General features: G+C 67.1%; 23 protein-coding genes and 1 pseudogene. 5 read left to right on the forward strand and 19 right to left on the reverse strand.

What is annotated here, in order from left to right:
• Position 1: 1 nt before the first annotated feature.
• Positions 2-1666 (reverse strand): FAD-dependent oxidoreductase, encoded by a 1665-nt coding sequence (locus AC1DHL_RS15860; RefSeq protein WP_478162569.1) that lies wholly within the window; start codon positions 1664-1666, stop codon positions 2-4.
• Between the two features lie 4 nt (positions 1667-1670).
• On the reverse strand, positions 1671-2630 hold the full coding sequence (locus AC1DHL_RS15865) for an MBL fold metallo-hydrolase (RefSeq protein WP_478162570.1): 960 nt from the start codon (positions 2628-2630) through the stop codon (positions 1671-1673).
• A gap of 126 nt (positions 2631-2756) precedes the next feature.
• Between AC1DHL_RS15865 and AC1DHL_RS15870 the strand changes: the two genes are divergently transcribed.
• Complete coding sequence (locus tag AC1DHL_RS15870) at positions 2757-3590, forward strand: IclR family transcriptional regulator (protein ID WP_478162571.1); 834 nt, start codon at positions 2757-2759, stop codon at positions 3588-3590.
• Here AC1DHL_RS15870 and AC1DHL_RS15875 read toward each other — a convergent pair.
• The 7 genes and pseudogenes from AC1DHL_RS15875 to AC1DHL_RS15905 form a co-directional block, all read right to left on the reverse strand.
• Positions 3571-4029 (reverse strand): GFA family protein, encoded by a 459-nt coding sequence (locus AC1DHL_RS15875; RefSeq protein ID WP_478162691.1) that lies wholly within the window; start codon positions 4027-4029, stop codon positions 3571-3573. The genes AC1DHL_RS15870 and AC1DHL_RS15875 overlap by 20 nt on opposite strands.
• Positions 4030-4046: 17 nt before the next feature.
• Positions 4047-4151: pseudogene (locus tag AC1DHL_RS15880) on the reverse strand (GFA family protein); the annotation flags it as partial.
• Positions 4151-4975 (reverse strand): orotidine-5'-phosphate decarboxylase, encoded by an 825-nt coding sequence (gene pyrF, locus AC1DHL_RS15885; RefSeq protein ID WP_478099940.1) that lies wholly within the window; start codon positions 4973-4975, stop codon positions 4151-4153. The gene pyrF and the pseudogene AC1DHL_RS15880, both read right to left, overlap by 1 nt.
• A gap of 29 nt (positions 4976-5004) precedes the next feature.
• Positions 5005-5769, reverse strand: a complete 765-nt coding sequence (locus tag AC1DHL_RS15890; RefSeq protein WP_478099938.1) for a uracil-DNA glycosylase family protein — start codon at positions 5767-5769, stop codon at positions 5005-5007.
• Complete coding sequence (gene rimI, locus AC1DHL_RS15895) at positions 5766-6347, reverse strand: ribosomal protein S18-alanine N-acetyltransferase (protein WP_478099936.1); 582 nt, start codon at positions 6345-6347, stop codon at positions 5766-5768. The genes AC1DHL_RS15890 and rimI overlap by 4 nt, the downstream gene beginning before the upstream one ends.
• Complete coding sequence (tsaB, locus tag AC1DHL_RS15900) at positions 6344-7033, reverse strand: tRNA (adenosine(37)-N6)-threonylcarbamoyltransferase complex dimerization subunit type 1 TsaB (protein WP_478099934.1); 690 nt, start codon at positions 7031-7033, stop codon at positions 6344-6346. Before tsaB ends, rimI begins: the two co-directional genes overlap by 4 nt.
• Positions 7026-8027 (reverse strand): DMT family transporter, encoded by a 1002-nt coding sequence (locus tag AC1DHL_RS15905; protein ID WP_478162572.1) that lies wholly within the window; start codon positions 8025-8027, stop codon positions 7026-7028. Before AC1DHL_RS15905 ends, tsaB begins: the two co-directional genes overlap by 8 nt.
• A gap of 151 nt (positions 8028-8178) precedes the next feature.
• On the opposite strand from AC1DHL_RS15905, the gene dacB reads away from it, so the two are divergent.
• Positions 8179-9609 carry a D-alanyl-D-alanine carboxypeptidase/D-alanyl-D-alanine endopeptidase gene (dacB, locus tag AC1DHL_RS15910; protein ID WP_478162573.1) on the forward strand — a complete coding sequence of 477 codons (1431 nt, stop codon included), beginning with the start codon at positions 8179-8181 and terminating at the stop codon, positions 9607-9609.
• A 113-nt stretch (positions 9610-9722) separates the two neighbouring features.
• Positions 9723-11273, forward strand: a complete 1551-nt coding sequence (locus tag AC1DHL_RS15915; protein WP_478162574.1) for an alpha/beta hydrolase family protein — start codon at positions 9723-9725, stop codon at positions 11271-11273.
• Between the two features lie 134 nt (positions 11274-11407).
• Here the strand turns inward: AC1DHL_RS15915 and AC1DHL_RS15920 are convergent, their stop codons facing one another.
• The 3 genes from AC1DHL_RS15920 to purE are packed head-to-tail and all read right to left on the reverse strand — an operon-like array spanning position 11408 to position 14121.
• Entirely contained in the window at positions 11408-12409 is a 1002-nt protein-coding gene (locus AC1DHL_RS15920; RefSeq protein WP_478162575.1) for an L-threonylcarbamoyladenylate synthase, read from the reverse strand.
• A gap of 6 nt (positions 12410-12415) precedes the next feature.
• Positions 12416-13582 carry a 5-(carboxyamino)imidazole ribonucleotide synthase gene (locus AC1DHL_RS15925; protein WP_478099925.1) on the reverse strand — a complete coding sequence of 389 codons (1167 nt, stop codon included), beginning with the start codon at positions 13580-13582 and terminating at the stop codon, positions 12416-12418.
• Entirely contained in the window at positions 13579-14121 is a 543-nt protein-coding gene (gene purE / locus AC1DHL_RS15930; protein WP_478099923.1) for a 5-(carboxyamino)imidazole ribonucleotide mutase, read from the reverse strand. Before purE ends, AC1DHL_RS15925 begins: the two co-directional genes overlap by 4 nt.
• A gap of 36 nt (positions 14122-14157) precedes the next feature.
• Here purE and AC1DHL_RS15935 point away from each other — a divergent pair, with 36 nt between their 5' ends.
• The gene (locus tag AC1DHL_RS15935) at positions 14158-15078 is read left to right on the forward strand and encodes a tetratricopeptide repeat protein (protein ID WP_478162576.1); all 921 of its coding nucleotides are present in this window, start codon (positions 14158-14160) and stop codon (positions 15076-15078) included.
• Positions 15079-15137: 59 nt separating this feature from the next.
• Positions 15138-15602 (forward strand): META domain-containing protein, encoded by a 465-nt coding sequence (locus AC1DHL_RS15940; RefSeq protein WP_478162577.1) that lies wholly within the window; start codon positions 15138-15140, stop codon positions 15600-15602.
• A gap of 61 nt (positions 15603-15663) precedes the next feature.
• On the opposite strand, the gene AC1DHL_RS15945 is transcribed toward AC1DHL_RS15940, so the two are convergent.
• The 7 genes from AC1DHL_RS15945 to AC1DHL_RS15975 form a co-directional block, all read right to left on the reverse strand.
• The gene (locus tag AC1DHL_RS15945) at positions 15664-16323 is read right to left on the reverse strand and encodes a Crp/Fnr family transcriptional regulator (RefSeq protein WP_478099917.1); all 660 of its coding nucleotides are present in this window, start codon (positions 16321-16323) and stop codon (positions 15664-15666) included.
• Between the two features lie 63 nt (positions 16324-16386).
• A complete protein-coding gene (locus tag AC1DHL_RS15950) occupies positions 16387-17058 on the reverse strand; it encodes a helix-turn-helix transcriptional regulator (RefSeq protein WP_478099915.1) in 672 nt (223 codons plus the stop codon).
• A 113-nt stretch (positions 17059-17171) separates the two neighbouring features.
• Positions 17172-18077 (reverse strand): phosphoribosylaminoimidazolesuccinocarboxamide synthase, encoded by a 906-nt coding sequence (locus AC1DHL_RS15955; protein WP_478162578.1) that lies wholly within the window; start codon positions 18075-18077, stop codon positions 17172-17174.
• A gap of 192 nt (positions 18078-18269) precedes the next feature.
• Positions 18270-19334: a class II fructose-bisphosphate aldolase gene (gene fba, locus AC1DHL_RS15960; RefSeq protein WP_478162579.1), complete on the reverse strand. Its 1065-nt coding sequence runs from the start codon at positions 19332-19334 to the stop codon at positions 18270-18272.
• Between the two features lie 201 nt (positions 19335-19535).
• Positions 19536-20990, reverse strand: coding sequence for a pyruvate kinase (gene pyk / locus AC1DHL_RS15965; protein ID WP_478099909.1), 1455 nt, complete (start codon positions 20988-20990; stop codon positions 19536-19538).
• Positions 20991-21161: 171 nt separating this feature from the next.
• Positions 21162-22352: a phosphoglycerate kinase gene (locus AC1DHL_RS15970; RefSeq protein WP_478162580.1), complete on the reverse strand. Its 1191-nt coding sequence runs from the start codon at positions 22350-22352 to the stop codon at positions 21162-21164.
• Between the two features lie 91 nt (positions 22353-22443).
• Positions 22444-23352 carry a LysR family transcriptional regulator gene (locus AC1DHL_RS15975; RefSeq protein WP_478162581.1) on the reverse strand — a complete coding sequence of 303 codons (909 nt, stop codon included), beginning with the start codon at positions 23350-23352 and terminating at the stop codon, positions 22444-22446.
• Positions 23353-23416 lie beyond the last annotated feature (64 nt).

The following is a 23416-nucleotide window of genomic DNA, read 5'->3' on the forward strand; positions in this document are numbered from 1 at the left end:
TCTATGCCTTTGCCTTTGCCAGCGCACGATCGCGCGCGGAACGCACGTCGTGGGATGTGGGATGGCGCCAACGTGCGCACACATGCTGATCGGGACGCAGCAGGTAGACGGTCCCGGGCCGCGCGTCATAGCGCCGGGCCGCGACCTCGCCTTCGTCCGTCGCGGCGACCTGCACGACGTGCAGCGGCACGTCGGCCGTTGCGAGCGCCTGCCGGCTGCGCTCGGCTGGCTCGCCGTCGCCGAACACGACGGCTGTGAAACATGCGGCGCCCGTGGAGGGCGCGGGACACAGTTCGCGCAGCAACCAGCCGGTGCTGCCGTCGGCGCGGACGATGGGCGCATCGGCAGCGGGTGCGCCGGGCACCATCGGTCCGCCGAACGCATCGACGTCGGCCGTGTTCAACGGCGACCCGCTCAGGGTGCTCGGCACCGACAGGCGGCCACTGTTGACCAGCGCCCGCGCGAAGGCGTGGCGCTTGGAGAGTTCGAGCACTGCGTCGCGGAACAGACGGCTGACCTCGCTCTTCGGCGTGATGAAGTCGGTAGCGCGCGTCGAGTTGCGGATGTTCTCGTCGGCCGCGTACTCGCGCTCGCTCGCATAGCTGTCGAGCAGCACATCGGGGGCTTCGTGCCGAACCACGGCAGCCAGCTTCCAGGCAAGGTTGTCGGCGTCCTGCACACCGGAGTTCGCCCCGCGCGCGCCGAATGGCGAGACGCCATGCGCCGAATCCCCCGCAAACAGCACACGGCCGTGGCGGAAGCGCTCCATGCGCTGGCAGGCAAAGGTGTAGACGCTGGCCCAGCCGATACTGAACTGCACACGTTCGTGGCCGATGCTGTCGAGCAGGGCACGCACGCGCGGGATGATGTTCTCGTGCTTGCGCTCCTCCACCGGATCGGCGTCCCAGCCGAGTTGGAAGTCGACTCGCCACACGTTGTCGGCCTGCTTGTGCAGCAACACGCTCTGCCCAGGATGGAAGGGCGGGTCGAACCAGAAGCGGCGCTCGGTCGGGAGATCCGCGTCCATGTTCACGTCGGCGATCAGGAAGCGATCCCGGAAGACACGGCCCTTGGCTTCCTGCCCGAGCAGTTGCCGCAGGCTTGAGCGCGAACCGTCGCAGGCCGCCACGTAGTCGGCGGCAAGTTCGTAGTTGCCGTCAGGCGTCTCGATCGTGAGCAGCGCGTGGTCTGCGTGCTGCGCGATGCCGACGACCTTGTTGCTCCAGCGAACGTCGATCAGCGGCAGTTCGGCGGCGCGCTCCGACAGATAGCCTTCGACGTAGTACTGCTGCAGATTGATGAAGGCCGGACGCTCGTGTCCCGCTTCGGGCTGCAGGTCGAATTGATAGACCTGCTCGTCCTTGAAGAACACCCTGCCGACTTGCCACGACACACCCTTGGCCACCATGCGGTCGGCGCAGCCCAGGCGATCGAAGACCTCCAGCGTGCGCTTCGCGAAGCAGATTGCGCGCGATCCGGTGGACAGCGTGTTGTCGTTGTCGAGCAGGACCACCGGGACCTGCCGTTGCGCGAGATCGATCGCGAGCGCAAGCCCCACCGGGCCGGCGCCGACCACCACGACGGGATGGCGCGCCGGCGGCGCGGCGTCCTGGTCCGCGTGGCGCTTGTAGTCGAAACGCAGCGACTGATAGTCGACGCCTTGCATGGCTTCAGCCTTCCAGGGCCTTCCACATCTCGATGTCGCGCTCTGCCGTCCAGATGCGCGGGTCGGCGTACTGGGTCGCCTCGTCGTAGCAGCGCGTGACGTCGAAGGGCATGCAGTGGTCGAAGATCACCCAGTGGCCGTACTTGGGTTTCATCGCTGCGTAGGTGTCCTTGTAGACGGCGTTCAGGTCCTTGCCCTGCGCGACGCCTTTCTGAACGTTGGCGTAGACGTCGGCGATGAAGCTGCGCGTGCCCGCGAGGCCCTTGGCGACTTCATCGGGCGTCGTGAGCGCTGCGCCGCGGCCGGGCACGAGCGCCTTCGGCTCGAGCGCGGCGATGTTGTCCAGCGTCTGCGGCCAGTCCTTGAAGTAGGCGTCGCCCGCGTACGGCGTGGCGTCGAACTCGACCAGATCGCCGCTGAGCAGCGTGCGTTCCTCGGGAAGCCAAACGACCGTGTCGCCCTTGGTGTGGCCACGACCGAGCTGGATCAACTGCACTTCGAGCTTGCCGAGCCACAGGGTCATCTTGCCCGCGAAGGTCATGGTCGGCCAGGTCATTCCGGGCGGCACGGTCTCGACGTTCTGGAACAGGCGCGGGAAGCGGCCGATCTCGCTCGCCTTGTCCTGCTCGCCGCGCTCGACGATGAGGTCGCGCGTGTCCTGGCTGGCAATGATGTGCTCGGGCTTGTAGGCGGCAGCGCCCAGCACGCGCACCGCGTGGTAGTGCGTGAGCACGACGTACTTGATGGGCTTGTCGGTCACTTCGCGGATACGGCGGACGACGTCGGCTGCCATCGCAGGCGTGGCCTGGGTGTCGGCCACCAGCACGCAGTCGTCGCCAACGATGATGCCGGTGTTGGGGTCGCCCTCGGCCGTGTAGGCCCAGGCGTGCTCGGAGATCTGGCTGAAGGTGATCTTCTTTTCTTCCAGATCGGCCTGGCTGGCGAACTTCTTGACCTCGGTCATCGGGGGTCTCCTTGTAAAAATTTGTCTAACGTAAATCGATTCGCTGTTAACGAATGTGCGCAGTCTAGATCGAAAATCAGTTAATGTCTAATGCCTTCTGCATGAACAAATATCGGGGGATTGGCGATGAGCACAGACAACGATCGCGGCCAACGGGGCATCCAGAGCATCGAAGTGGGCGGGCAACTGCTTCGCGCGCTGGTCCATCACGGCCGCCCCATGGCTCTGAAGGACCTGGCGCGCGAGGCCGAGATGTCCCCCGCCAAGGCGCACCCCTACATGGTCAGTTTCGGCCGCCTGGGGCTGATCGAGCAGGACCGCACCAGCGGTCACTATCTGCTCGGTCCGCTCGCGTTGCAACTGGGGTTGATCAGCCTGCAGCAGGCGAACCCGGTTCACGTCGCCACGCCGCTGACCGCCGAACTCGCGCAGCAGATCGGGCAGACAGTGGCGATCGCGGTGTGGGGCGACCGGGGCGCCACCATCGTGCGGATCGCGGAATCGCCTGCGCCGCTGCACGTGAACATGCGGCATGGCACGGTGTTCTCGCTCACCAACACGGCATCGGGGCGGCTTTTCGGCGCCTATCTGGATTCAGCGGTCGTCAAGCAATTGCTCGAAAACGAACGCCAGCGTGAACGCAGGGGCGCGGCTGCCGCCCCAACCCCTCGACGCGGCATGCCGCCCGCGCATCCGCTACCGAGCTGGCAGGACTTCGAGGCGCAACTGCGCGAGGTACGCAGCCACGGCCTCAGCCGTTCGGAAGGAGAGATCCTGCCCGGCGTGAGCGCGATGTCGGCGCCGGCCTTCGATCACACGGGCGCGATCTCGCTGGCAATCACGGCCATCGGCCCGTCGGCCATCTTCGACACGCAATGGGATGGCGAGATCGCTCTCGCCCTCAAGGCGTGCGCGGATCAGGTGTCGCAACGGCTGGGCGCTACCGCTTCAAGGCCTTGAGACGCTCCAGGCTTTCCGCCGGCCAGTACTGCGAGCGGCTGTAGTACTCCTCCATCACCGGCACGCCCGGCGGCAGCACCACCCAGGGCTGCTTCGTGGTCGTGAAGATGTGGATGTCGGGCGGCAGCGCGTCGGGCGTGTCGAGCGTGCCGACGCGCAGGAACTTCACCGCCTCGCCCGCGCCCGCGTAGTGGCTCCAGAGCGCGACCCGGCAGCGCGGGCAGCGCGCGATCTTCTGGCCCTTGCCGCTCAGCGAAGGGGTGTCGACCATCTCGACCTCGCCTTCCAGCAATTGCACGCGATCGCTTTCAATCATCGCGTTGAGCGCAAACGAAGCGCCCGACTCGCGCTGGCACCAGCGGCAATGGCAGCAGTTCACGAACAAAGGCCGCGTCGCCATCCGGTAGCGCACCGCGCGGCAGGTGCAGCCGCCTTCCATCGGGAACGCGTCGGCGCTCACATCGATCGCCCGTCGAAGTGCTTGACCGGCACCGCGTCGAGATCGATGCCTTCGAGACAACGGATGTTGATCGCTGCCATCGGGTTGCCCTTCGGGTCGGTCAGGCCTTGGCTGCTTCGAGCCCGTCACGGGTGCGGATCGCTTCCCGCCGCGCGGCTTCGGCGAAGTCGTCGCCGGACGACGCATAGCAGATGGCTCGCGACGAATTGACCACGATCGGCGCATCGGCACGCCAGCCTGCACGCACGGTCGCGACCGCGTCGCCGCCCTGGGCGCCGACACCGGGAATCAGAAGCGGCACCGTCGGCGCGAGCGCCCGGACGCGCTCGATCTCCGCCGGATAGGTGGCGCCGACCACCAGCCCCAGTTGCCCGTTCAGGTTCCATGGACCCTGGGCCAGCCGTGCGACGTGTTCGTACAGAAAGGGCTCGCCCGGCAAGCCAGCAAGACGCTGCCCCTGCAGGTCGGCACCGCCCGGATTGCTGGTGCGGCAAAGCAGGAAGGCGCCCTTGCCCTGGTGGCGCAGATAGGGCTCGACCGAATCGAAGCCCATGAAGGGCGAGAGCGTGACGGCGTCGGCCCCGTAGCGTTCGAAAGCCTCCCGGGCGTACTGCTCGGCGGTGGAACCGATGTCCCCGCGCTTGGCGTCGAGGATCGTTGGCACGTGCGGCGCATTGCGGCGCATGTGCTCCATGAGCTGCTCCAGCTGCCCTTCGGCGCGATGTGCGGCGAAATAGGCGATCTGGGGCTTGAAGGCGATGACGAGATCGGCGGTGGCATCGACGATGCGCGCGCAGAAGTCATAGATCTTGCTGGCGTCGCCCTGGAGATGGGCGGGGAATTTCATCGGTTCGGGGTCGAGGCCGACGCACAGCAGCGAGCCGTTTTGGCGCTCGGCGGCGCGCAGCTTGTCCAGGAAGGTCATGGGGCGGAATTTTAGGCCGCCGCGGGGTTTCAGCTTCGGCGCGCGACTTCCTCGGCGGCAAGGCACAGGTCAGCCCATGCGCGGGCCTTGTCGACCGGATTGCGCAACAGATACACCGGATGGTAGGACGCGACGATCGGCACTGCCTCGAGGCCCGGCAGGAGCGCCACGGGGACCACGCGGCCACGAAGCTTGCCGAGCGGATCGCCACTCTGCATCAGGCTCTGCGCCGCCAGCGGCCCCAGGGCGAGGACGAGCCGCGGCGCCAGGACCGGGACGCAGTCAGCCAGCGCCTCGCCGAGCGGCCGCGGACTCTCGGGCTGTCCCGAGGCCACGCCGCGATGCGTGCGCATCAGGTGGACCGGGGTTCCGCCGTCGTGCAGTTGCAGCGCACGCAACATGTTGTCGAGCAGCCGGCCCGCATCGCCCGAGAAGGGATCGCCGTGGCGGCCGTCGAGTTCGGGGGGCGTGTCGGCAATGACCAGCCAGCCGCCCTGCGGCGCGGCCTCGCTGGCGTAGAGGCGCCGCGGCGCGTCCGACAGAACTGCTGCTGCGCCGTGCGTTGCCGCAACCGGCGCGCGGGTCGCCACAGCGGGAGCGACCGGCGGGATCACCGGTGCCCGCTGGACGGGTATCGCCGCGACGTCGAGCCGGGAACGGGTCGGCTCGCCGGCGTCGGCCACGACCGGCGGATGGACCTCTGGCACGGCCTGGGCCTCGCCGGCTTCCGTTTTCGGCCACCAGAAGAGCTTGATTCCCATCTCGTCCAGCATCGCGCGTTGGCGTGGCGTCATGTCAGCCCTCCCCAGGCGCTGTTGGATTCATTGAGCCGCAGGCTCATCACCACGGCATCCTCGCGGGCGTTGACGTGCGCCGGGTAGTAGCCCTTGCGGATGCCGACGCGGCGAAAGCCGTGGCGTTCATAGATGGTGAGCGCGCGCACATTGCTCGCGCGCACTTCGAGCCAGAGCCATTGGGCGTCCAGCCCGCGCGACCAGCCGGCGAGCGCCTCCAGCATCAATGGCGCCCATCCCTGGCGTTGAAACGCGGGGGTGACTGTGATGTTGAGCAGATGGACCTCGTCGACGCCTTTCATGGCAACGAAATAACCAATGATGGTCTCGTCGACCGTTCGGAAAGCGGCGCGGCTCCACAGCGCACGCACGCCACGCGGCGTCGGTGTGGGTCCTTCGTCGGGCGCCGGGCCCACGAGGCACTGGCAGTGGTAACCGGCGGCCAGCGAATCGGTGAAATTGGCGACCGTCCACGGGTGCGTGTAAGCCGCCTGCTCGATCGCGCAGACGGCAGGAACGCGCTCGATCGTCATCGGCTCGAGGCGGGCTTCAAGCGGTTGAAGAAGGACTGCACTCATGGCGGGATGGTGGCCGCCGCCTTGATGGCGGCGCGCTCTTCCGTAGTCTGCGCCACTTTATCGCGAACGTAGAGAGGCCATGCTTCGGCCGGTGCGACGGTGCGGCCTGCCGCGAGCAGCGCGGGCGCCAAGCGCAGCATGGCGGCAGCCGTCGGCAGCACCTCGTGGCGGGACGCGGCATGCGGCAGACGGTCGCCATAGGCGGCGAAAGCATTGCCGGCCAGCGCCCAGCCGGTCGGCACGGCAACGGTCTCGGGCGCCAGCAGTTCGGCCTCGCTGGCAACGACCTCGACGCCGAGGTCGTAGCTGGCCGTGTAGACCTGGTCCATCCGCGCATCGAGTGCCACGATCACGCGCGTGGCGCCGAAACGATGGCGCGCCTCTTCGGCGACGGCGTGCAGCGTATCGATGGGCAGCAGCCGCACACCGGCGCCGAAGCCCAGGCCCTGCGCGACCGAGCAGGCGGTGCGCAGGCCGGTGAAGGAACCGGGCCCACGCCCGAACGCAATGGCGTCGAGTTCGCGCAACGAGAGGCCGGCGTCGGCAAGCAATTGCTGGATCAGCGGAATCAAGGTCGACGAGGACTGCGCGCCGCCGATGCCGCTGTGTTCGAGCAGCACATCGCCATGACGCACAGCGATCGAGAGCGCCTCGGTGCTGGTGTCGAAAGCGAGCAATTTATGCATCGGCGCATCCTCTCACGGACACCGGGCCCTGAGGCGTCGGATTCGCCGCCCGACTGCGCTGCACGCCGAACAGGATGCCCGCAGTCACGAGCAGCAGCCCCGCGATCAAGTTCCAATAGAGCGGCTCGCCCAGGAAGATCACCGCGCCGAGCGCCGACAGGCCGGGCACCAGCGCCGTGATCATCGTGGAACGCACCGGACCGAAGTACTGGATCATCCGCGTGAAGGTGATGCCGGAAATCACGACCGAGCCGACCCCCTGGAACAGCATCTGGAACAGGATTTCGCCGATCGGGGCGCTGTCGAGTCGGCTCGTGACCGCACCGGAGGCCGCCAGCAGCGCATAGGCCGGCACATAGGTCATGAAGGCGAACACCGTGATTGCAATGGTCGCCCTCACGGCCTCGAGCGCGTGCTTGCGCACCAGCACGCTGTAGCTGGCCCAGCACATGGCGGCGGCCATGAAGAGCAGGTCGCCCTTCCAGATCGAGCCGCCTTCCAGGGCATGAAGCAGGCTGGCTCCGCCGACGAAGAGGTCGCCCAGGACGATCAGCGCCAGACCGATCGCCCGGCCCGGCGTGATCCGGTCCCGCAGCACGATGGCCGCGAGCAGCGCGGTCCACAGCGGCAGGCTGCCCGGCATCAGCACGGAAGCATGGGTGGCGGGCGCGAAGAAGAAGCCCAGGTAGGCCAGCAGGGCATAGCCCAGTCCGCCGAGGATGCCGGCGAGGACGGTCAGCCGCAGCCGGAGCGGCGAGAGGCCGAAGAGCGAGCTCTCTGCCGGCGGATCGCGCTGCCGCGAGCGCATCACCAGCCAGGCGCCCCAGGGGATCAGTACCAGGCTGGCGCCGCAGATGCGCGCGAACGCGATGTCGAAGGGCGTCAGCGACCGCCCCGCGGAGGCGCGCGCGATGACGATGAAGGCCGTCCAGACCAGGACGGTGACGACGGCCGCGCCGAGGCCGATGGTGCGGGCAGAAAATCGGGGGGGCATCGGGGGATTATCCGTTCACCCCACTTCATGTTGCTCGCCCCCAGGTTGGCTCACTTCGTGTAGCCGTCCACCCCCTGCCGGGGGCAACACCAGCGGCCCGGCCAAGCCGGTTCCGCGGTGTTTCTGGTATTGGGGCCGGGATAATCCGCCGATGTTCTCACCGCTTCTCGCCCTGGGCCGCGTCTGCCGCCTTCTCCCGATCGCTATTGCCCTGACGCTGGCCCCGCTCCACGCAGCCGCCCAGGCGCTTCCCAACGAAGTCGATGCCGCGCTGGCCCGCGCCAAGGTGCCGCGCGACGCGGTCACGATGCTGGTGGTCGACGCGGAGGGCGTCGGGCGGCCGCGGCTGGCATGGCGCACCCAGGCGCAAGTCAATCCGGCATCGATCATGAAGCTGGTCACCACTTACGCGGCGCTCGACCTGCTGGGGCCGGCTTTCACGTGGACTACGCCGGTCTACGTCGATGGTCCGGTGCGCAACGGGGTGCTCGAAGGCAATCTCTACATCAAGGGCCAGGGCGATCCCAAGCTGGTGCTCGAACGGTTGTGGCTGCTGCTGCGTCGCGTCCAGGGGCTGGGCATCCAGACCATCAGCGGCGACATCGTGCTCGACCGCAGTGCATTCGAGGTGACCGACACCGATCCGTCAGCCTTCGACGGCGAAGGGCGGCGCCCCTACAACGCGGCGCCCGATGCGCTGCTGATCAACTTCAAGTCGGTCGTGATGACCTTCGTGCCCAACCGCACGACGCAGACGGCGCAAGTGAACTTCGAACCGCCGCTGGCCGGCGTGGCCATGCAGGCCACGGTGCCGCTCTCTGCCGCCGAATGTGGCGATTGGCGCGCCACACTGGCCGCCGACTTCGCCGATCCGTCGCGCATCGGCTTCACCGGCAGCTACCCGGCCGCCTGCGGCGAGAAGGTGTGGCCCGTGGCCTATGCCGATCCGCGCAGCTTTGCGGCACGCGCGGTCGGTGGCCTGTGGGTGGAGATGGGCGGCCACATCAAGGGCGTGGTGCGCGAGGGCCGCGTGCCTGCCGAACTCAAGCCTGCCTTCGAGGTCGCCTCGCCGCCGCTGGCAGAGGTGATCCGCGACATCAACAAGTACAGCAACAACGTGATGGCGCAGCAGCTCTTCCTCACGCTGGGCCTGCAGCAAATGAAGCGTGGCAATCTCGAAGCTTCGCGCGCCGCGGTGCAACAGTGGTGGAACAACCGCATCGGCACGGGCGAGGGCCAGCCCCTGCTGGACAACGGCTCCGGACTCTCGCGCGACGAGCGCATCACGGCAGCCGAACTCGCGAAGATGCTCCAGGTGGCGTGGCGTTCGCCGGTGATGCCCGAACTGGTGTCGTCGTTGCCGGTTTCGGGCGTCGACGGCACGCTGCGCAAGCGCGCGCTGCGATCGGGTGGCGCGGCCCATCTCAAGACCGGCACGCTGCGCGATGCGGCGGGCGTGGCCGGCTTCGTGCACGGCGCGAGCGGACGGCGCTACGTGGTGATCGCGATCGCCAATCACGCCAATGCGGCGGCAGCGCGGCCTGCCTTCGATGCGCTGGTCGACTGGGCCTCGCAGGACTGATGCGACTGACTGGCGGCTGACTTCGTCCCTGCAGGAAGCTCCGCTTGCGCGCATCACGGCCCCTGACCAGAATCGCGCAACCGCGATATCCAAACCCCGCAGGAGACAACCGCATGATCCGCCTCACAGCCATCGCCCTCGCTGGCGCCGTCCTGATGCTTTCCGGCTGCGGGGGCGGCGGTGGCGGCGGGTTTGCCCTGAATGTGCCCTCCGTGGTCGATTCGGGCCGAGGCTCCGTGGTGACGGTGCCGCCCCAGCAGACGGCCCAGCTCTCGGTCACCGACTTCACCTCGCTGCTGAACGCCAATGCCCTGGGCAAGCAATTGATGCAAGTGACAGGTGCGCCCAAGTGCGGCATCGTGCTTCGCTACCTCGAATACCGCACGATCGGCGGCCAGGGCGAAGCCACCAACGCGACCGCCGCCATCATGGTGCCGAACGGAAGCGACCCCGCCTGCACCGGCGCGCGTCCGGTCGTGCTGTATGCGCACGGCACCACGCCCGCGAAGAACTACAACCTGGCCCAGTGGACCGATGCCACGCAGCCCGCTGCCGCTGAAGGGTTGTCCGTCGCTGCGATGTTCGCGGCGCAGGGCTTCATCGTGGTGGCCCCCAACTATGCCGGCTACGACAAGTCCACGCTCACTTACCACCCCTACCTCAATGGCGATCAACAGGGCAAGGACATGGTCGACGCGCTGACCGCAGCCCGCAAGACCTTCACGTTGATCGGCGCGAGCGACAGCGGATCGCTGTTCATCACGGGCTACTCGCAGGGTGGCTACGTCGCGATGGCTGCGCACCGCGAAATGCAGGCGACCGGCAAGACGGTGACTGCATCGGCCCCGCTATCGGCGCCCTCGGCCATCAGCCTGCTGACCGACTACAGCTTCAGCGGCTGGCCGGCGCTCGGCGCGACGCTGTTCACCCCGCTGCTTTCCACAAGCTGGCAGAAACAGTTCGGAAATGTCTACACATCGACCGGCGACATCTATGAAGCCCAATATGCCAACGGCATCGACACGCTGCTGCCCAGCCTGACGCCGATCAACACCCTGTTCGCGACAGGCAAGCTGCCGCCGCTCGCGCTGTATCCGGCCAACGCCGTGCCGGGACCGGTCGATCCTGCGCTGTCGATCTTCTACGGGCCCAACAACCTGATCCGGCAAAGCTACCTGACGCAAGCGGCCAATGACCTCTTGGCCACGCCGTGCCCCGGCAACGCATTGCCGGCGACGGCCACCTCGCTCAACACCACCTCGCCGCTCAACTGCAATCCATTGCTGGGCTTCCGCAAGGCAGCCGTGGCGAACGACCTGCGCAACTGGCTGCCGCTGCGGCCGATGCTGATGTGCGGCGGCGCCAATGATCCGACCGTGAACTTCGTGAGCACGCGCGCAACTGCAGGCTACTTCCGCGCCAGCGGCATGCCCGCAAGTCTTTTGACTGTGGTGGATCTCGAAGACACGAGCACCACCGACGCTTTCTCGGCCGCCCGCGCCGGCTTTGCGCAGGCCAAGGCGAGCTTGGCAGCCAGCACGCCTGGCACGCCGGCAGATCAGGCGTCGGCCGTGTTCCAGGCCTATCACGGCACCCTTGTGGCGCCCTTCTGCATGGCGTCGGCGCGAGGGTTCTTCCAGGGCGTCCTGGCAGCAGGTGGATAGCGGAGTCCGCTCGGCCGGCGAAGCCAGGCCCCTTCGTGAAGCACCGCGGAACCGGCTTCGCCGGCCCGCTGGTGTTGCCCCCGGTAGGGGGTGGGCGGCTACACGCAGTGAGCCAACCTGGGGGCGAGCAACGGTCAAGCCGCCGCGGCGCGCTGAAGGCGGTCGCGCACGCCTTCCCACTCGGGTGTGTCAGGCGGGGTTTCGATCCAGATCAATTTGACGCCATCGGCGTCGAAGGCGCGCAGCACAGCGAAAAGTTGCTGGGCCGTCGCGGCCGCGTCGTCCGGCATGCGCCGCTGGACGATGCGCTGCGAGCGGCTCTTGAGCGTGGTGCGCGACCACACGGCGATGTGCGCCGCATTGGCACCGAGCACGTCGAGGCCCGCTTGCAGGGCCTTGGCGTCCATCAGGCGCACCTTGGCGCTCGGCGCGTAGTGGGCTTCGAGGGTGCCGGAGGCGCGCGGATCGGGGGCTGCGAGATCTTCCTTGTCGCGCAGCACCTCGCCGCAGGCCGCTTCGACCTGCGCACGCGTGATCGCGCCCGGACGCAGAAGCACCGGCACACCGCGGCTGCAGTCGACGATGGTCGATTCGATGCCGACTTCGCACGGTCCGCCGTCGATCACGAGAAGGTCATCGCCGAACTCCTCCTGCACGTGTCGCGCGGTGGTCGGGCTCACGCGGCCGAAGCGGTTGGCGCTCGGCCCGGCGACGCCGTGGACGCCGCGCTCGGCGCACGCCGCAAGCAGCGTCTGGGCCACAGGATGCGAGGGACAGCGCAGGCCGATGGTGTCCTGCCCGCCGGCAGCCGCGGCGGCCATCCCGGGCCGTCGCGCGACGATCAGGGTCAGCGGGCCGGGCCAGAAAGCGTGCACCAACTTCTGGGCAAAGCCCGGGAGCGGTTGCGCGAACAAGGACAGGGCCTCGGTTCCCTTTGCGCCGGCCGCGACGTGCACGATCAACGGATGGTCTGCAGGCCGGCCCTTCGCCGAAAAAATGCCGGCCACGGCGGCGTCGCTGGCGGCGTCGGCACCCAGGCCGTAGACGGTTTCGGTCGGGAATGCGACCAGGCCGCCGGCATGCAATACGCGAGCGGCTTCTTCGATGGCTTCGGGCGTCTTGCCGTCACGGATCATCGCGCGCTACTCGGAAAGCGGGATCGGCAGGCCGAGCAGCGCGGCGGCGAAATCGGCCGTGCTGCGCACCGCTTCGATGGTGTCGCCGGTGATGTTCAAGTGCCCCATCTTGCGACCCGGGCGCGCCTCGGTCTTGCCGTAGAGGTGCAGATGCGTGCCGGGCAGCGCGAGCACGTCGGCCCAGCGCGGCTCGACCTGCGTGTCGCCATCGACGAACCAGAGATCGCCCAGCAGGTTGAGCATGATCACGGCGCTGTGCTGTCGCGGCGGATTCAGCGGCAGGCTCGCGAGCGTGCGCACCTGCAGCTCGAATTGCGAAACGTCGGAGGCGTCCATGGTCCAGTGGCCGCTGTTGTGCGGCCGTGGCGCCATCTCGTTGACGACCAGCGCGCCATCGGCCAGCACGAAGAACTCCACGCACAGAACGCCGACATAGGACAGGCCCTCCGCGATCGACCGGGCGGCAGCCACCGCGCGCCGGGCCGTCGATTCGGGCATGTTGTTCGCATGGACCTCGGTCACGGCCAGGACGCCGTCGCGGTGCAGGTTGCGCTGCGCCGGGAAGTGCACCATTTGCCCATCCTCTGCGCGGGCGACGATCACCGAGCACTCGAAATCCAGCGGCAGGAGTTTTTCGAGCACGCAGGGCACGCCGCCGGCATCCTCCCAGGCTGCGGCCAGCTCGGCCTGCGTCGCCACCCGGCGCTGGCCCTTGCCGTCATAGCCGAGTCGCGCGGTCTTCAGGATGCCGGGGAGAAGATCCGGCTGCACGGCAGCCAGGTGGTCGGCGGTCTCGATGACCGCATAGGGCGCGCATTCAACCCCGCAGCGCACGAAGTGGCCCTTCTCCCGGATGCGGTCCTGCGCGATGGCCACGGCGTCCGCGCCGGGAGAGACCGGCCGCGCGACGGCAAGGTGTTCGAGCGACGGGGCCGGCACGTTCTCGAATTCGGTGGTGACGGCATCGGCCAGACCCGCGAGCCTCGCCAGGCCGTCGACATCGGTGTAATCGGTATGGATGTGGTGGTGGCACACGCGCCCGGCCGGGCTGTCGGGATCGGGATCGAGCACCGCCGTGAAATAGCCCATCTGCTGGGCCGCATGGACGAACATTCGCCCCAGCTGGCCGCCCCCGAGCACGCCCAGCGTGGCACCGGGAAGGATCGCGATCACAAGGCGCCCCCGCCCTGGGGCGAGAAGGGCGACACGGACTCCGCCTCGACGGGCGGCAGGGTCATGGCCTGCGCGGCCTGGGTCTGCTTTTCGCGAAAGGCGTCGAGTTGCGCCCGCAGCGCCGGGTCGCCCACGGCCAGCATCGCGACCGCGAACAAGGCCGCGTTCGCCGCGCCGGCGTTGCCAATCGCGAAGGTGGCGACCGGCACGCCCTTGGGCATCTGAACGATGCTGTAGAGCGAATCCACGCCCTGGAGATGTCGGCTGGCGACAGGCACGCCCAGCACCGGGACGGTCGTCTTGGCCGCCAGCATGCCGGGCAGGTGGGCGGCACCGCCCGCGCCCGCGATGATCGCGGTCAGCCCCCGCGGCGCGGCGCTTTCGGCGTAGGCGAACAATTCGTCGGGCATCCGGTGGGCCGAGACCACCCGTGCTTCGTGGGAGACACCGAATTGCTGGAGAATCTCGACGGCGTTGCGCATCGTCTCCCAGTCGGAGTTCGATCCCATCACCACGCCGACCTGAATTGCTTGCTTCATGGTTCGAATTTTACGTTTCACCCTCAACTTCCCGCGATGATCGACATCACCCTCGAAAACTTCCAGACCGAGCTGATCGACGGCTCGATGACCACCCCGGTGCTGCTCGACATCTGGGCCGAATGGTGCGGACCCTGCAAACAGCTCGGCCCGGTGCTCGAAAAGCTCGAAGTCGAATACGCCGGTCGATTCACGCTGGCCAAGCTCGACGCCGACAAGGTGCCGCAGATTTCGCAACAGCTGAGCGAGATGTTCGGCGTGCGCAGCATTCCGTTCTGCGTGATGTTCAAGGACGGCCAGCCGGTGGACGGCTTCGTCGGCGCCATCCCTGGGCAGCAGATCAGGGAGTTCCTCGACAAGCACGTGCCGGGCGCGGACGAGGTCGAGGCGCAGGAACAGGAAGAATCCGCCCAGGCAGCGCTCGCCGAAGGCGACACCCAGGGCGCCCTCGAGAAGCTGCAGCATGCGGTCGCCACCGATCCTTCCAACGACGACATGCGCTTCGACTACGTCAAGCTGCTGCTGCAGGAAGGCCGCGTGGACGACGCCAAGGTCGCCTTCGCGCCGGTGATCGCCAAGACATCGCTGGTGCGCCGCTTCGACTCGCTCCAGCGCTGGATGGACGCCATCGATTTCGCGCAGCCCGCCACGGGCGCCGCACCCGAAATGGCTGGGCTCGATGCGCGCATCGCAGCCAACAAGCGCGACTTTGAAGCCCGCTTCGACCGTGCACGCCTCCTCATGGCGGCGCAGCGGTGGACCGACGCCATGGACGAGTTGCTCGACATCCTGATGCGCGACAAGAGCTGGAACGAAGACCTTGCCCGCAAGGCCTACATCGCCATCCTCGACATCATCGAGCCCCCGAAAGTCAAGGTCGCCGACGGGCAGATCCCACCCGACGACCCGACCGTGGCGAGCTACCGGCGCCGGCTCAGCAGCGTGGTCTTGAGCTGAGGGCCGTCTCGCATACGATGGCGCGGTATTTCAAGATGTCGCAGAAAGAAAGACTGGCCATGCGTTTTCGCCCCGCTGCCCGCCCGAATGGCGCTCACTTTGTGGCCACCGCGTTGCTTGCCACCGGCCTGCTGGCCGGTTGCGGCAGCGGCATCAGCCTGGACGAACCGATCGAAGGCCCTGTCTGGCGCCTCGAACAACTCGGCGGCGAGCCTGTGTCATCGACTGGCGACCCCCAGCGCGACCCCCAACTCCAGTTCGACCGGCGCAACGGACGTGTGAGCGGTTCCGGCGGTTGCAACCGGGTGTCGGGCACCTTCGAGCGCACCGGAACCACGCTCAAGATGAGCCAGCTTGCCTCGACCCGGATGGCCTGCGCCGATCCCGCCCGCGGCGCCAGTGAAGCCCAGTTTTTTGCCGCGCTCCAGTCCACCGCCAGCTATCGCCTCCAGGGCCCCGCGCGAATGTCGCTCCTGGATTCCAGCGGCCGGACCCTGGCCATCCTGGGCACGCAAACGCGCTAAGCCCCTCTCGGCCTGACCCACAGGGTCCCGGGCGCTCGGCGGGGCCGCTGCGGCGTACGCCTCACCAGCGCGCAGGCAGCTCACGCGCGAGCACGAACCGAAGCTGCACCCGCGCGAGGTAACCGCCGGATTCGAGATCCTTCATCAGCCGGCTCACCATTTCGCGGGAGCAGCCGATCTCGCTCGCGATCGCCTGGTGCGTCAGACGCTCCGCGATCCGGCGTGTTCCGTCAGGCTGCGCGGCGGCCCGATCCTCGAGCAGACGCTTCAGTCGGCTGTAGACGTCCAGAAGCGCCATGCTGCGCGCGCTTTCGGTGGCCAACCGTGCCCTGCGGATCAGCCGGAGGATCAACGCCATCGTGAATTCCGGATCGCTCGCGATGTGGCGCAGCAAGGTTTCGCGTGTGACGACGGCGCAAACTGACGGCTCCGCGGCCTCCACGCTGGCGGAGCGCCGGCCGCCATCGAGCGACATTTCGCCAACGTACTCGCCGGGTCCGTGCAGCGCCAGTGTGACTTCGCGCCCACGCGAATCCGAAACGAAAGCGCGCAGGCGCCCGGACAGGACGATGAAGATGACGCTGCCTTCGTCGCCCTCCTGGATCAGCAGGGAACGCGTCCGAAAGCGCCGCTGCACGCCCAGCGCCGCGAGCTTCTGCACGTGCGGCGGCAGGGCGACGGCTGCGCGATCGAGGCGCCATGCGGCTGTGTGGAGCGGCATGCGCGGACTATACGGCCCGCCCCTCGATATGCGTAGCGTGAGCGTTTGTCGGATGCGCCCCGATCAGTCTTCGCCGACCAGCCGCAGTGCAGAGACGATCTGCGGCATGCGCGACACCCGGTAGACCACCTCGCGAATGCTGTTGCTGCCGGTCTTCTGCCGCACGTTCTTGATATGCGTGCGCACCGTGGACATCCGGATGCCCTCCAGGCAGGCGATTTCCTCGGCATCATGGCCGGCACACAGCCGCGCCAGCACGTTCTGCTCGGCCCGCGTCAGGTGCTTGGACCGGGCGAACATCTGCATCGTGAGACTTTCACAGCCGGATCGACGGCTGCACATGACGAGCACCGTGTCGACGGTGTCGCCGCCGTGCAGCGCGGCAAGCGGTATGAAGGCCAGCGACAGCGACTCCCCCGCATGGTCGAGCTCGACAATGCTGCGGCAGTCGCGCTCGGCATCCTTGAGCGCATGACGGATCTTCAACTGCGAGTCCGCCTGGCCGGCGCACAGCATGCCGTCGACGCTGCGCACCGCGCGTGCCGCCGCCAGTTCGCGGCGAGCAGGGAAGTTCGCGTGCAGGATGCGGCCCGTCAGGTCGAGCAAGAGCAGGCCGTGGTCGATCTCGTCGAGCACGCGAGCCATCATGGCGGGATGAAGCGCATCAGGCGGTGGTGCGGAGACAGGCGCCTCGTCCTGTACGTATCGAATCTGAAAGTCAACTGCCGTATCCATCTCGCACTCCTCATCTATCCGGGGGATGCGCCAAGTTTGGAAGACAGTGTCGTTTTCAGGTCGTGACTATTGCCGCCAGCCTTGTGACTTATTCACATCCAGGCCCCGGTCCGTCAGCCCGTGAGCCTCTCCAGCGCCTCGCGGTACTTTGCCGCGGTCTTTTCGACGACTTCGGCGGGCAGGCGCGGTGCCGGCGGCGTCTTGTCCCAGGGTTTGCCGTTGATCCGGGCCGCCTCGAGCCAGTCGCGCACGAACTGCTTGTCGTAGCTGGGCGGATTCGCGCCCGCGGCGAGCGCCGCCTCGTAGCCCTCGACCGGCCAGTACCTCGAACTGTCGGGCGTGAGCACTTCATCCATCAGCACCAGCGTGCCGGCATCGTCGAGGCCAAACTCGAACTTGGTGTCGGCAATGATCATCCCCTTGGCCAGCGCAATCTCAGCGGCTGCCTCATAGATGGCGATGCTGGTCTCCCGAATCTGCTGCGCGAGCTTGGGGCCGACGACTTCGACCACCTGGTCGTAGCTGATGTTCTCGTCGTGCGCGCCAGCCGCCGCCTTGGCCGCCGGCGTGAAGATGGGCCGCGGCAGCTTGCTCGCGTTGGTCAGCCCTTCGGGCAGCGGCACGCCGCAGACGGCCCGGTTTTCCTGGTATTCCTTCCAGCCGCTGCCCGCGAGGTAGCCACGCACGACCGCCTCGACGGGAATCGGCTTGAGCCGCTTGACCAGCATGGAACGGTCCTTGACCTGCGGCACCTCGTCCGGCGTGACGACGCTTTCGGGCGCTTCGCCGGTCAGGTGGTTGGGGCACAGGTGGCCCAACCGGTCGAACCACCAGAGCGCCATCTGCGTGAGGATCACGCCCTTGCCCGGGATGGGCTCGCCCATGATCACGTCGAAAGCCGAGAGGCGATCGCTCGCGACCATCAGGATGCGGTCATTGCCGACCGCATAGTTGTCGCGCACCTTGCCGCGTGCGAGCAGCGGAAGGCTCTTGATGGAGGAGGTGTGGACGGTGGTCATGGCGAATGGAAGATGGGCGGTGCGGAGAATTTCGGAGATTGTGCGCGCGGCGCGTGCCGCGCGAAACAAACCGGCCAGCGCAGCGAGGCCCGTTCGGGAAACCCCGCGGAACCGGCTTTGCCGGGCCGCTGGGGTTGCCCCCGGAGAGGGGGTGGGAGCGCGACACGAAGTGCGCGCGACCTGGGGGTGAGCCTAAATGACTTCTTGCGCCAAGTCGCCCTTGGCGTACTTTGCGGCGACGACCTGCAGGTTGTCGCCCTTGATCTTGAGGCCCTGGCCTTCGCAGCCGAATTCGAGGTAACGCTGCTTGCAGATCTGCTTGGCGGCCTCGCGCGCCGGCTTGAGCCATTCGCGCGCATCGAACTTCTCGGGATTCTCTGCCAGGAACTGGCGCACCGCGCCGGTCATCGCGAGGCGGATGTCGGTGTCGATGTTGATCTTGCGCACGCCGTGCTTGATGGCTTCCTGGATTTCCTCGACCGGCACGCCGTAGGTTTCCTTCATGTTGCCGCCGTACTGGCGGATGATCGCCAGCAGGTCTTGCGGCACGCTCGACGAGCCGTGCATCACCAGGTGGGTATTGGGAATGCGGCGGTGGATTTCCTTGATGCGGTCGATCGCGAGGATGTCGCCGGTGGGCTTGCGGGTGAACTTGTAAGCGCCGTGGCTGGTGCCGATGGCAATGGCGAGCGCATCGATCTGCGTCTTCTTGACGAAGTCGGCGGCCTGTTCCGGGTCGGTCAGCAGCTGCTCGCGGGTCATCGTGGCGTCGGTGCCGTGGCCGTCTTCCTTGTCGCCCTTCATGGTTTCGAGCGAACCCAGGCAGCCGAGTTCGCCCTCGACCGTCACGCCGACCTTGTGGGCCATGTCGGCCACCTTCTTCGTGACATCGACGTTGTAGTCGTAGCTTGCGATGGTCTTGCCGTCGGCTTCGAGCGAGCCATCCATCATCACCGAGCTGAAGCCGAGATCGATCGCGCCGCGGCACACATCGGGGCTCTGGCCGTGATCCTGGTGCATCACCAGCGGAATGGTCGGATAGGCTTCGATCGCGGCCTGGATCAGGTGCTTGATGAACGATTCACCCGCGTACTTCCGCGCCCCGGCGCTCGCCTGCAGGATGACCGGAGCACCGACTTCCTTCGCGGCCTCCATCACGGCCTGCACCTGTTCGAGATTGTTGACGTTGAACGCCGGAATGCCGTAACCGTTGGCGGCGGCGTGGTCGAGCAGTTCGCGCATCGAGACGAGTGCCATGGGAATACCTCGCAGGAAATCTAGGGATGGATCGAGAAAAAACTGCGACGATTCTACTAACCACCCTTGCCAGAGGGCCCTCACCCCCCAATACCCGCCGATCCATTCCAGAAACACCGCGGAACCGGCTTCGCCGGGCCGCCGGTGTTGCCCCCGGTAGGGGGTGGGCGGCTACACGAAGTGAGCCAACCTGGGGGCGAGTCAAGTGACCCTACAGATCTTGAGCATGTTCGTGCCACCCGGCGCCCCCATCGGCTCGCCGCAGGTGATCGCGTAGACATCGCCGGTCTGCACGATGCCGCGCTTCTTCAGATGGGCCTCGGCCTGTTCGAGCGCCGTGTCGCGATCGCTCTCGGAATCCATCAGCAGCGGCCGCACATTGCGGTAGAGCGCCATCTTGCGCTGCGTCGAGAGGCGCGATGTCAGTGCGTACATCGGGATATGCGCCCGGTGGCGACTCATCCACAGCGGTGTGGAGCCCGATTCAGTCAGCGCGACGATCGCCTTGGCGCCCAGGTGGTGCGCCGTAAAAAGCGCCCCCATGGCGATCGACTGGTCGATGCGGCTGTAGGCCTGGCCGCTGAAGTCGGCGTCGAGTTGCAGATCTTCCGCTGCCTCCGCGGCTTCGCAGATGCGGCTCATCTCCTGAACGGTTTCCAGCGGATAGCGGCCCGAAGCGGTTTCGGCGGAAAGCATCACGGCATCCGTGCCGTCGAGCACTGCATTGGCAACGTCGCTGACCTCGGCGCGCGTCGGCACCGGGTTGGTGATCATCGATTCCATCATCTGCGTGGCGGTGATGACGACCTTGTCCATTTCACGCGCCATGCGGATCATCTTCTTCTGCAGCGCCGGGACGGCAGCGTTGCCGACCTCGACGGCCAGGTCACCCCGCGCGACCATGATGCCGTCGCTGGCCCGCAGGATCTCCTCCAGCTTCGGGATTGCCTCGGCGCGCTCGATCTTGGCGATCATGCCGGGCTTGTGGCCGAATTCCGCAGCCGCCACGTTGCAGAGCTGCCGCGCCATTTCCATGTCGGTGGCGTTCTTCGGAAAGCTCACGGCCACATAGTCAGCCTGGAAGCTCATCGCGGTCTTGATGTCTTCCATGTCCTTGGCCGTCAGCGCCGGCGCCGTGAGGCCGCCGCCCTGCTTGTTGATGCCCTTGTTGTTCGAGAGCTCGCCGCCCAGTCGCACCGTGGTGTAGACGGAATCACCCTTGACGGCATCGACCGTCAGCACGATGAGGCCGTCGTTCAGCAGCAGGCTGTCACCGGGCTTCACGTCGCGCGGAAGGTCCTTGTAATCCAGGCCGACGGCGTCGATGTCGCCCGGCTCGGTACGCGATGCGTCGAGCACGAACTTCGCGCCCGGCTCCAGCCAGACCTTTCCTTCGGCGAACTTGCCGACCCGGATCTTCGGCCCCTGCAGGTCGGCCATGATCGCCACCTCGCGGCCGGTGCGGCGCGCTGCTTCTCGCACCATCGCGGCACGGTTGATGTGGTCCTGCGCGCTTCCGTGGCTGAAGTTCAGCCGCACTACGCTGACCTTGTGGTTGATCATCTGCTCCAGCAGATCGGGCGAACTCGATGCCGGACCCAGCGTCGCGACGATCTTGGTGGCATGTCGGGGAAGGCGCAGGCTTGGCGTGCTCATTCAAGTCTCCAGTTTGTATTCCGCACTGTATACACTTTGCCGGTCAGCCGCCAGCGATTTATCACGACGCCCCTTTCCAGAACACCGCGGAACCGGCTTGGCCGGGCCGCCGGTGTTGCCCCCGGCAGGGGGTGGGCGGCTACACGAAGTGAGCCAACCTGGGGGCGAGCCTCATCCAGCTCGTTTCGAGAGAATTTCGAACGCGGGGAGCGTCTTGCCTTCCAGCACTTCCAGGAAAGCGCCGCCGCCGGTCGAGATGTAGCCGATCTTGTCCTCGATGCCATATTTGGCGATGGCGGCCAGCGTGTCGCCGCCACCGGCGATCGAGAAAGCCTTGCTGTCGGCGATGGCGCGAGCGATCGTCTTCGTGCCATTGGCGAAGGCATCGAACTCGAACACGCCCACGGGGCCGTTCCAGACCACGGTGCCGGCTTCACGCAATTGCGCGGCCAGCAGTTCCGCCGTCTTCGGGCCGATGTCGAGGATCAGGTCGTCGTCGGCCACGTCGCTCGCGTCCTTCACCGTCGCGGGCGCATCGGCAGCGAAAGTCTTGGCCGTGACGACGTCGACCGGGATCGGCACCGCGGCGCCGCGCGCGCGCATGGCCTCGATCACGGCCTTGGCTTCATCCAGAAGATCGGGCTCGGCCAGCGACTTGCCGATCTTGAGGCCCGAGGCCAGCATGAAGGTATTGGCGATGCCGCCGCCCACGATCAGTTGGTCGACCTTGTCGGCCAGGCTCTTCAGGATGGTGAGCTTGGTGCTGACCTTGGAGCCCGCGACGATCGCGACCAGCGGCCGCTTCGGCTGAGCCAGCGCCTTGGTGATCGCGTCGATCTCGGCCGCCAGCAACGGGCCCGCACAAGCAATCTTGGCGAACTGCGCGATGCCGTAGGTGGTGGCCTCGGCACGGTGCGCGGTGCCGAAGGCGTCGTTGACGTAGATGTCGGTCAGTGCCGCGAGCTTGCGGGAAAGCGCCTCGTCGTTCTTTTTCTCGCCCTTGTTGAGGCGGCAGTTTTCGAGCAGCACGACCTGGCCGGGCGCGACCTGCACGCCGTCGACCCAGTCGGACACCAGCGGCACTTCACGTCCGAGCAGTTCGCCCAGGCGCTTGGCGACCGGCGCCAGCGAGTCCTCCGGCTTGAACTGGCCTTCGGTCGGCCGGCCGAGGTGCGAGGTGACCATCACCGCGGCGCCGGCGTCGAGCGCCTGCTGGATGCACGGCACCGAGGCGCGGATGCGCGTGTCTTCGGTGATGCGTCCCGCATCGTCTTGCGGCACGTTGAGGTCGGCTCGGATGAACACGCGCTGGCCGGCAACCTTGCCTTGCGCACAGAGGTCGGTGAATCGAAGAACGTTCATGGGAGTAGGCAGATGAAATGCGGATGGAAGTGCCTCGACGGGCAGCACCGGACATTGTAGGTATCAGTCCCTTTCAGACGAATGTCAGCCGTCAACCGCCCAGGCCCGGTTTGCGCACGAACTCTTCCAGCAGTTCCACGAAGCTCGCCGCCGCCGGCGAAAGCGAGCGCCGGGATGCGCCATACACACAGACTTCGCGATGAAAGTCGGGCTGGTCGAGCCGCACCATCTGCAGCCCGTGCGCACGCACCAGCGATGTGGAGTAAGTCGGGCAGACCGTCAGCCCCAGTCCGGAAGCAACCATGCCCAGCGCGGTCGTCATGTACGACACCTCCTGCGTGGTCGCGCGCAGCATGAACTCGCGCGCATCGGCATCGAGTTCGGGCAGCACGCGCTGGCGGAAGTCGCGCGTCGGCGCGATGAAGGTGTAGGGCCCCAGTTCGCGCCAACGCACCTTGCGGCGGTGCGCAAAGGAATGGTCGGGCGGGCAGATCAGCCAATGGCGGTCGCGGAACAGCGTGCGGCGCTCGATCGCCGCGTCGACCGCGACGTCCTGCCCCACGGCCAGCTCGACCTCGCCCGAGAGCACCCCGTCCAGCAGATGCTCGGGCAGCGTGTCGGCCAGCCGCACGTCGACGTCCGGATGGCGTGCGCGGTAAGCGGCGATGACGCGCGGCATCAGCGTGCAGGCCATCAACTGCGGCGCGGCGAGCCGCAGAACCCCCTTCTTCTTGTCGCGAAGATCGGTCACACCGGCCACCGCACCGGCCAGGTCGGCCAACAGGCGCTGCACCGAGGGCTGGAACTCGCGGCCGGCCTCGGAGAGCTGCACGCGCCGCGTGTGGCGGTCGAACAGCTGCACGCCCATCTCGCGTTCCAGTTCGCGCACCAGCACGCTCAATGCCGACTGTGTGAGATGCAGGCTCGCAGCGGCGGCGGTGAAGCTGCCGGTTTCGGCGACCGCGGCAAAGGCGCGCAACTGGCGAAGGGTCAGATTCATTTCACTATTTCATCAATCAATGAATTTATTTCGATTGAATCATAAGAAGAACGACGGCCCAATG

This window comes from Variovorax sp. 10L426, from assembly GCF_056395305.1.

Excerpts from the sequence above, each read along its gene's own strand:
- AC1DHL_RS15860 (WP_478162569.1), bottom strand. The coding sequence starts at position 1,666 with ATGCAAGGCGTCGACTATCAGTCGCTGCGTTTCGACTACAAGCGCCAC.
- AC1DHL_RS15865 (WP_478162570.1), bottom strand. The coding sequence starts at position 2,630 with ATGACCGAGGTCAAGAAGTTCGCCAGCCAGGCCGATCTGGAAGAAAAG.
- AC1DHL_RS15870 (WP_478162571.1), top strand. The coding sequence starts at position 2,757 with ATGAGCACAGACAACGATCGCGGCCAACGGGGCATCCAGAGCATCGAA.
- AC1DHL_RS15875 (WP_478162691.1), bottom strand. The coding sequence starts at position 4,029 with ATGGAAGGCGGCTGCACCTGCCGCGCGGTGCGCTACCGGATGGCGACG.
- pyrF (WP_478099940.1), bottom strand. The coding sequence starts at position 4,975 with ATGACCTTCCTGGACAAGCTGCGCGCCGCCGAGCGCCAAAACGGCTCG.
- AC1DHL_RS15890 (WP_478099938.1), bottom strand. The coding sequence starts at position 5,769 with ATGACGCCACGCCAACGCGCGATGCTGGACGAGATGGGAATCAAGCTC.
- rimI (WP_478099936.1), bottom strand. The coding sequence starts at position 6,347 with ATGAGTGCAGTCCTTCTTCAACCGCTTGAAGCCCGCCTCGAGCCGATG.
- tsaB (WP_478099934.1), bottom strand. The coding sequence starts at position 7,033 with ATGCATAAATTGCTCGCTTTCGACACCAGCACCGAGGCGCTCTCGATC.
- AC1DHL_RS15905 (WP_478162572.1), bottom strand. The coding sequence starts at position 8,027 with ATGCCCCCCCGATTTTCTGCCCGCACCATCGGCCTCGGCGCGGCCGTC.
- dacB (WP_478162573.1), top strand. The coding sequence starts at position 8,179 with ATGTTCTCACCGCTTCTCGCCCTGGGCCGCGTCTGCCGCCTTCTCCCG.
- AC1DHL_RS15915 (WP_478162574.1), top strand. The coding sequence starts at position 9,723 with ATGATCCGCCTCACAGCCATCGCCCTCGCTGGCGCCGTCCTGATGCTT.
- AC1DHL_RS15920 (WP_478162575.1), bottom strand. The coding sequence starts at position 12,409 with ATGATCCGTGACGGCAAGACGCCCGAAGCCATCGAAGAAGCCGCTCGC.
- purE (WP_478099923.1), bottom strand. The coding sequence starts at position 14,121 with ATGAAGCAAGCAATTCAGGTCGGCGTGGTGATGGGATCGAACTCCGAC.
- AC1DHL_RS15935 (WP_478162576.1), top strand. The coding sequence starts at position 14,158 with ATGATCGACATCACCCTCGAAAACTTCCAGACCGAGCTGATCGACGGC.
- AC1DHL_RS15940 (WP_478162577.1), top strand. The coding sequence starts at position 15,138 with ATGCGTTTTCGCCCCGCTGCCCGCCCGAATGGCGCTCACTTTGTGGCC.
- AC1DHL_RS15945 (WP_478099917.1), bottom strand. The coding sequence starts at position 16,323 with ATGCCGCTCCACACAGCCGCATGGCGCCTCGATCGCGCAGCCGTCGCC.
- AC1DHL_RS15950 (WP_478099915.1), bottom strand. The coding sequence starts at position 17,058 with ATGGATACGGCAGTTGACTTTCAGATTCGATACGTACAGGACGAGGCG.
- AC1DHL_RS15955 (WP_478162578.1), bottom strand. The coding sequence starts at position 18,077 with ATGACCACCGTCCACACCTCCTCCATCAAGAGCCTTCCGCTGCTCGCA.
- fba (WP_478162579.1), bottom strand. The coding sequence starts at position 19,334 with ATGGCACTCGTCTCGATGCGCGAACTGCTCGACCACGCCGCCGCCAAC.
- pyk (WP_478099909.1), bottom strand. The coding sequence starts at position 20,990 with ATGAGCACGCCAAGCCTGCGCCTTCCCCGACATGCCACCAAGATCGTC.
- AC1DHL_RS15970 (WP_478162580.1), bottom strand. The coding sequence starts at position 22,352 with ATGAACGTTCTTCGATTCACCGACCTCTGTGCGCAAGGCAAGGTTGCC.
- AC1DHL_RS15975 (WP_478162581.1), bottom strand. The coding sequence starts at position 23,352 with ATGAATCTGACCCTTCGCCAGTTGCGCGCCTTTGCCGCGGTCGCCGAA.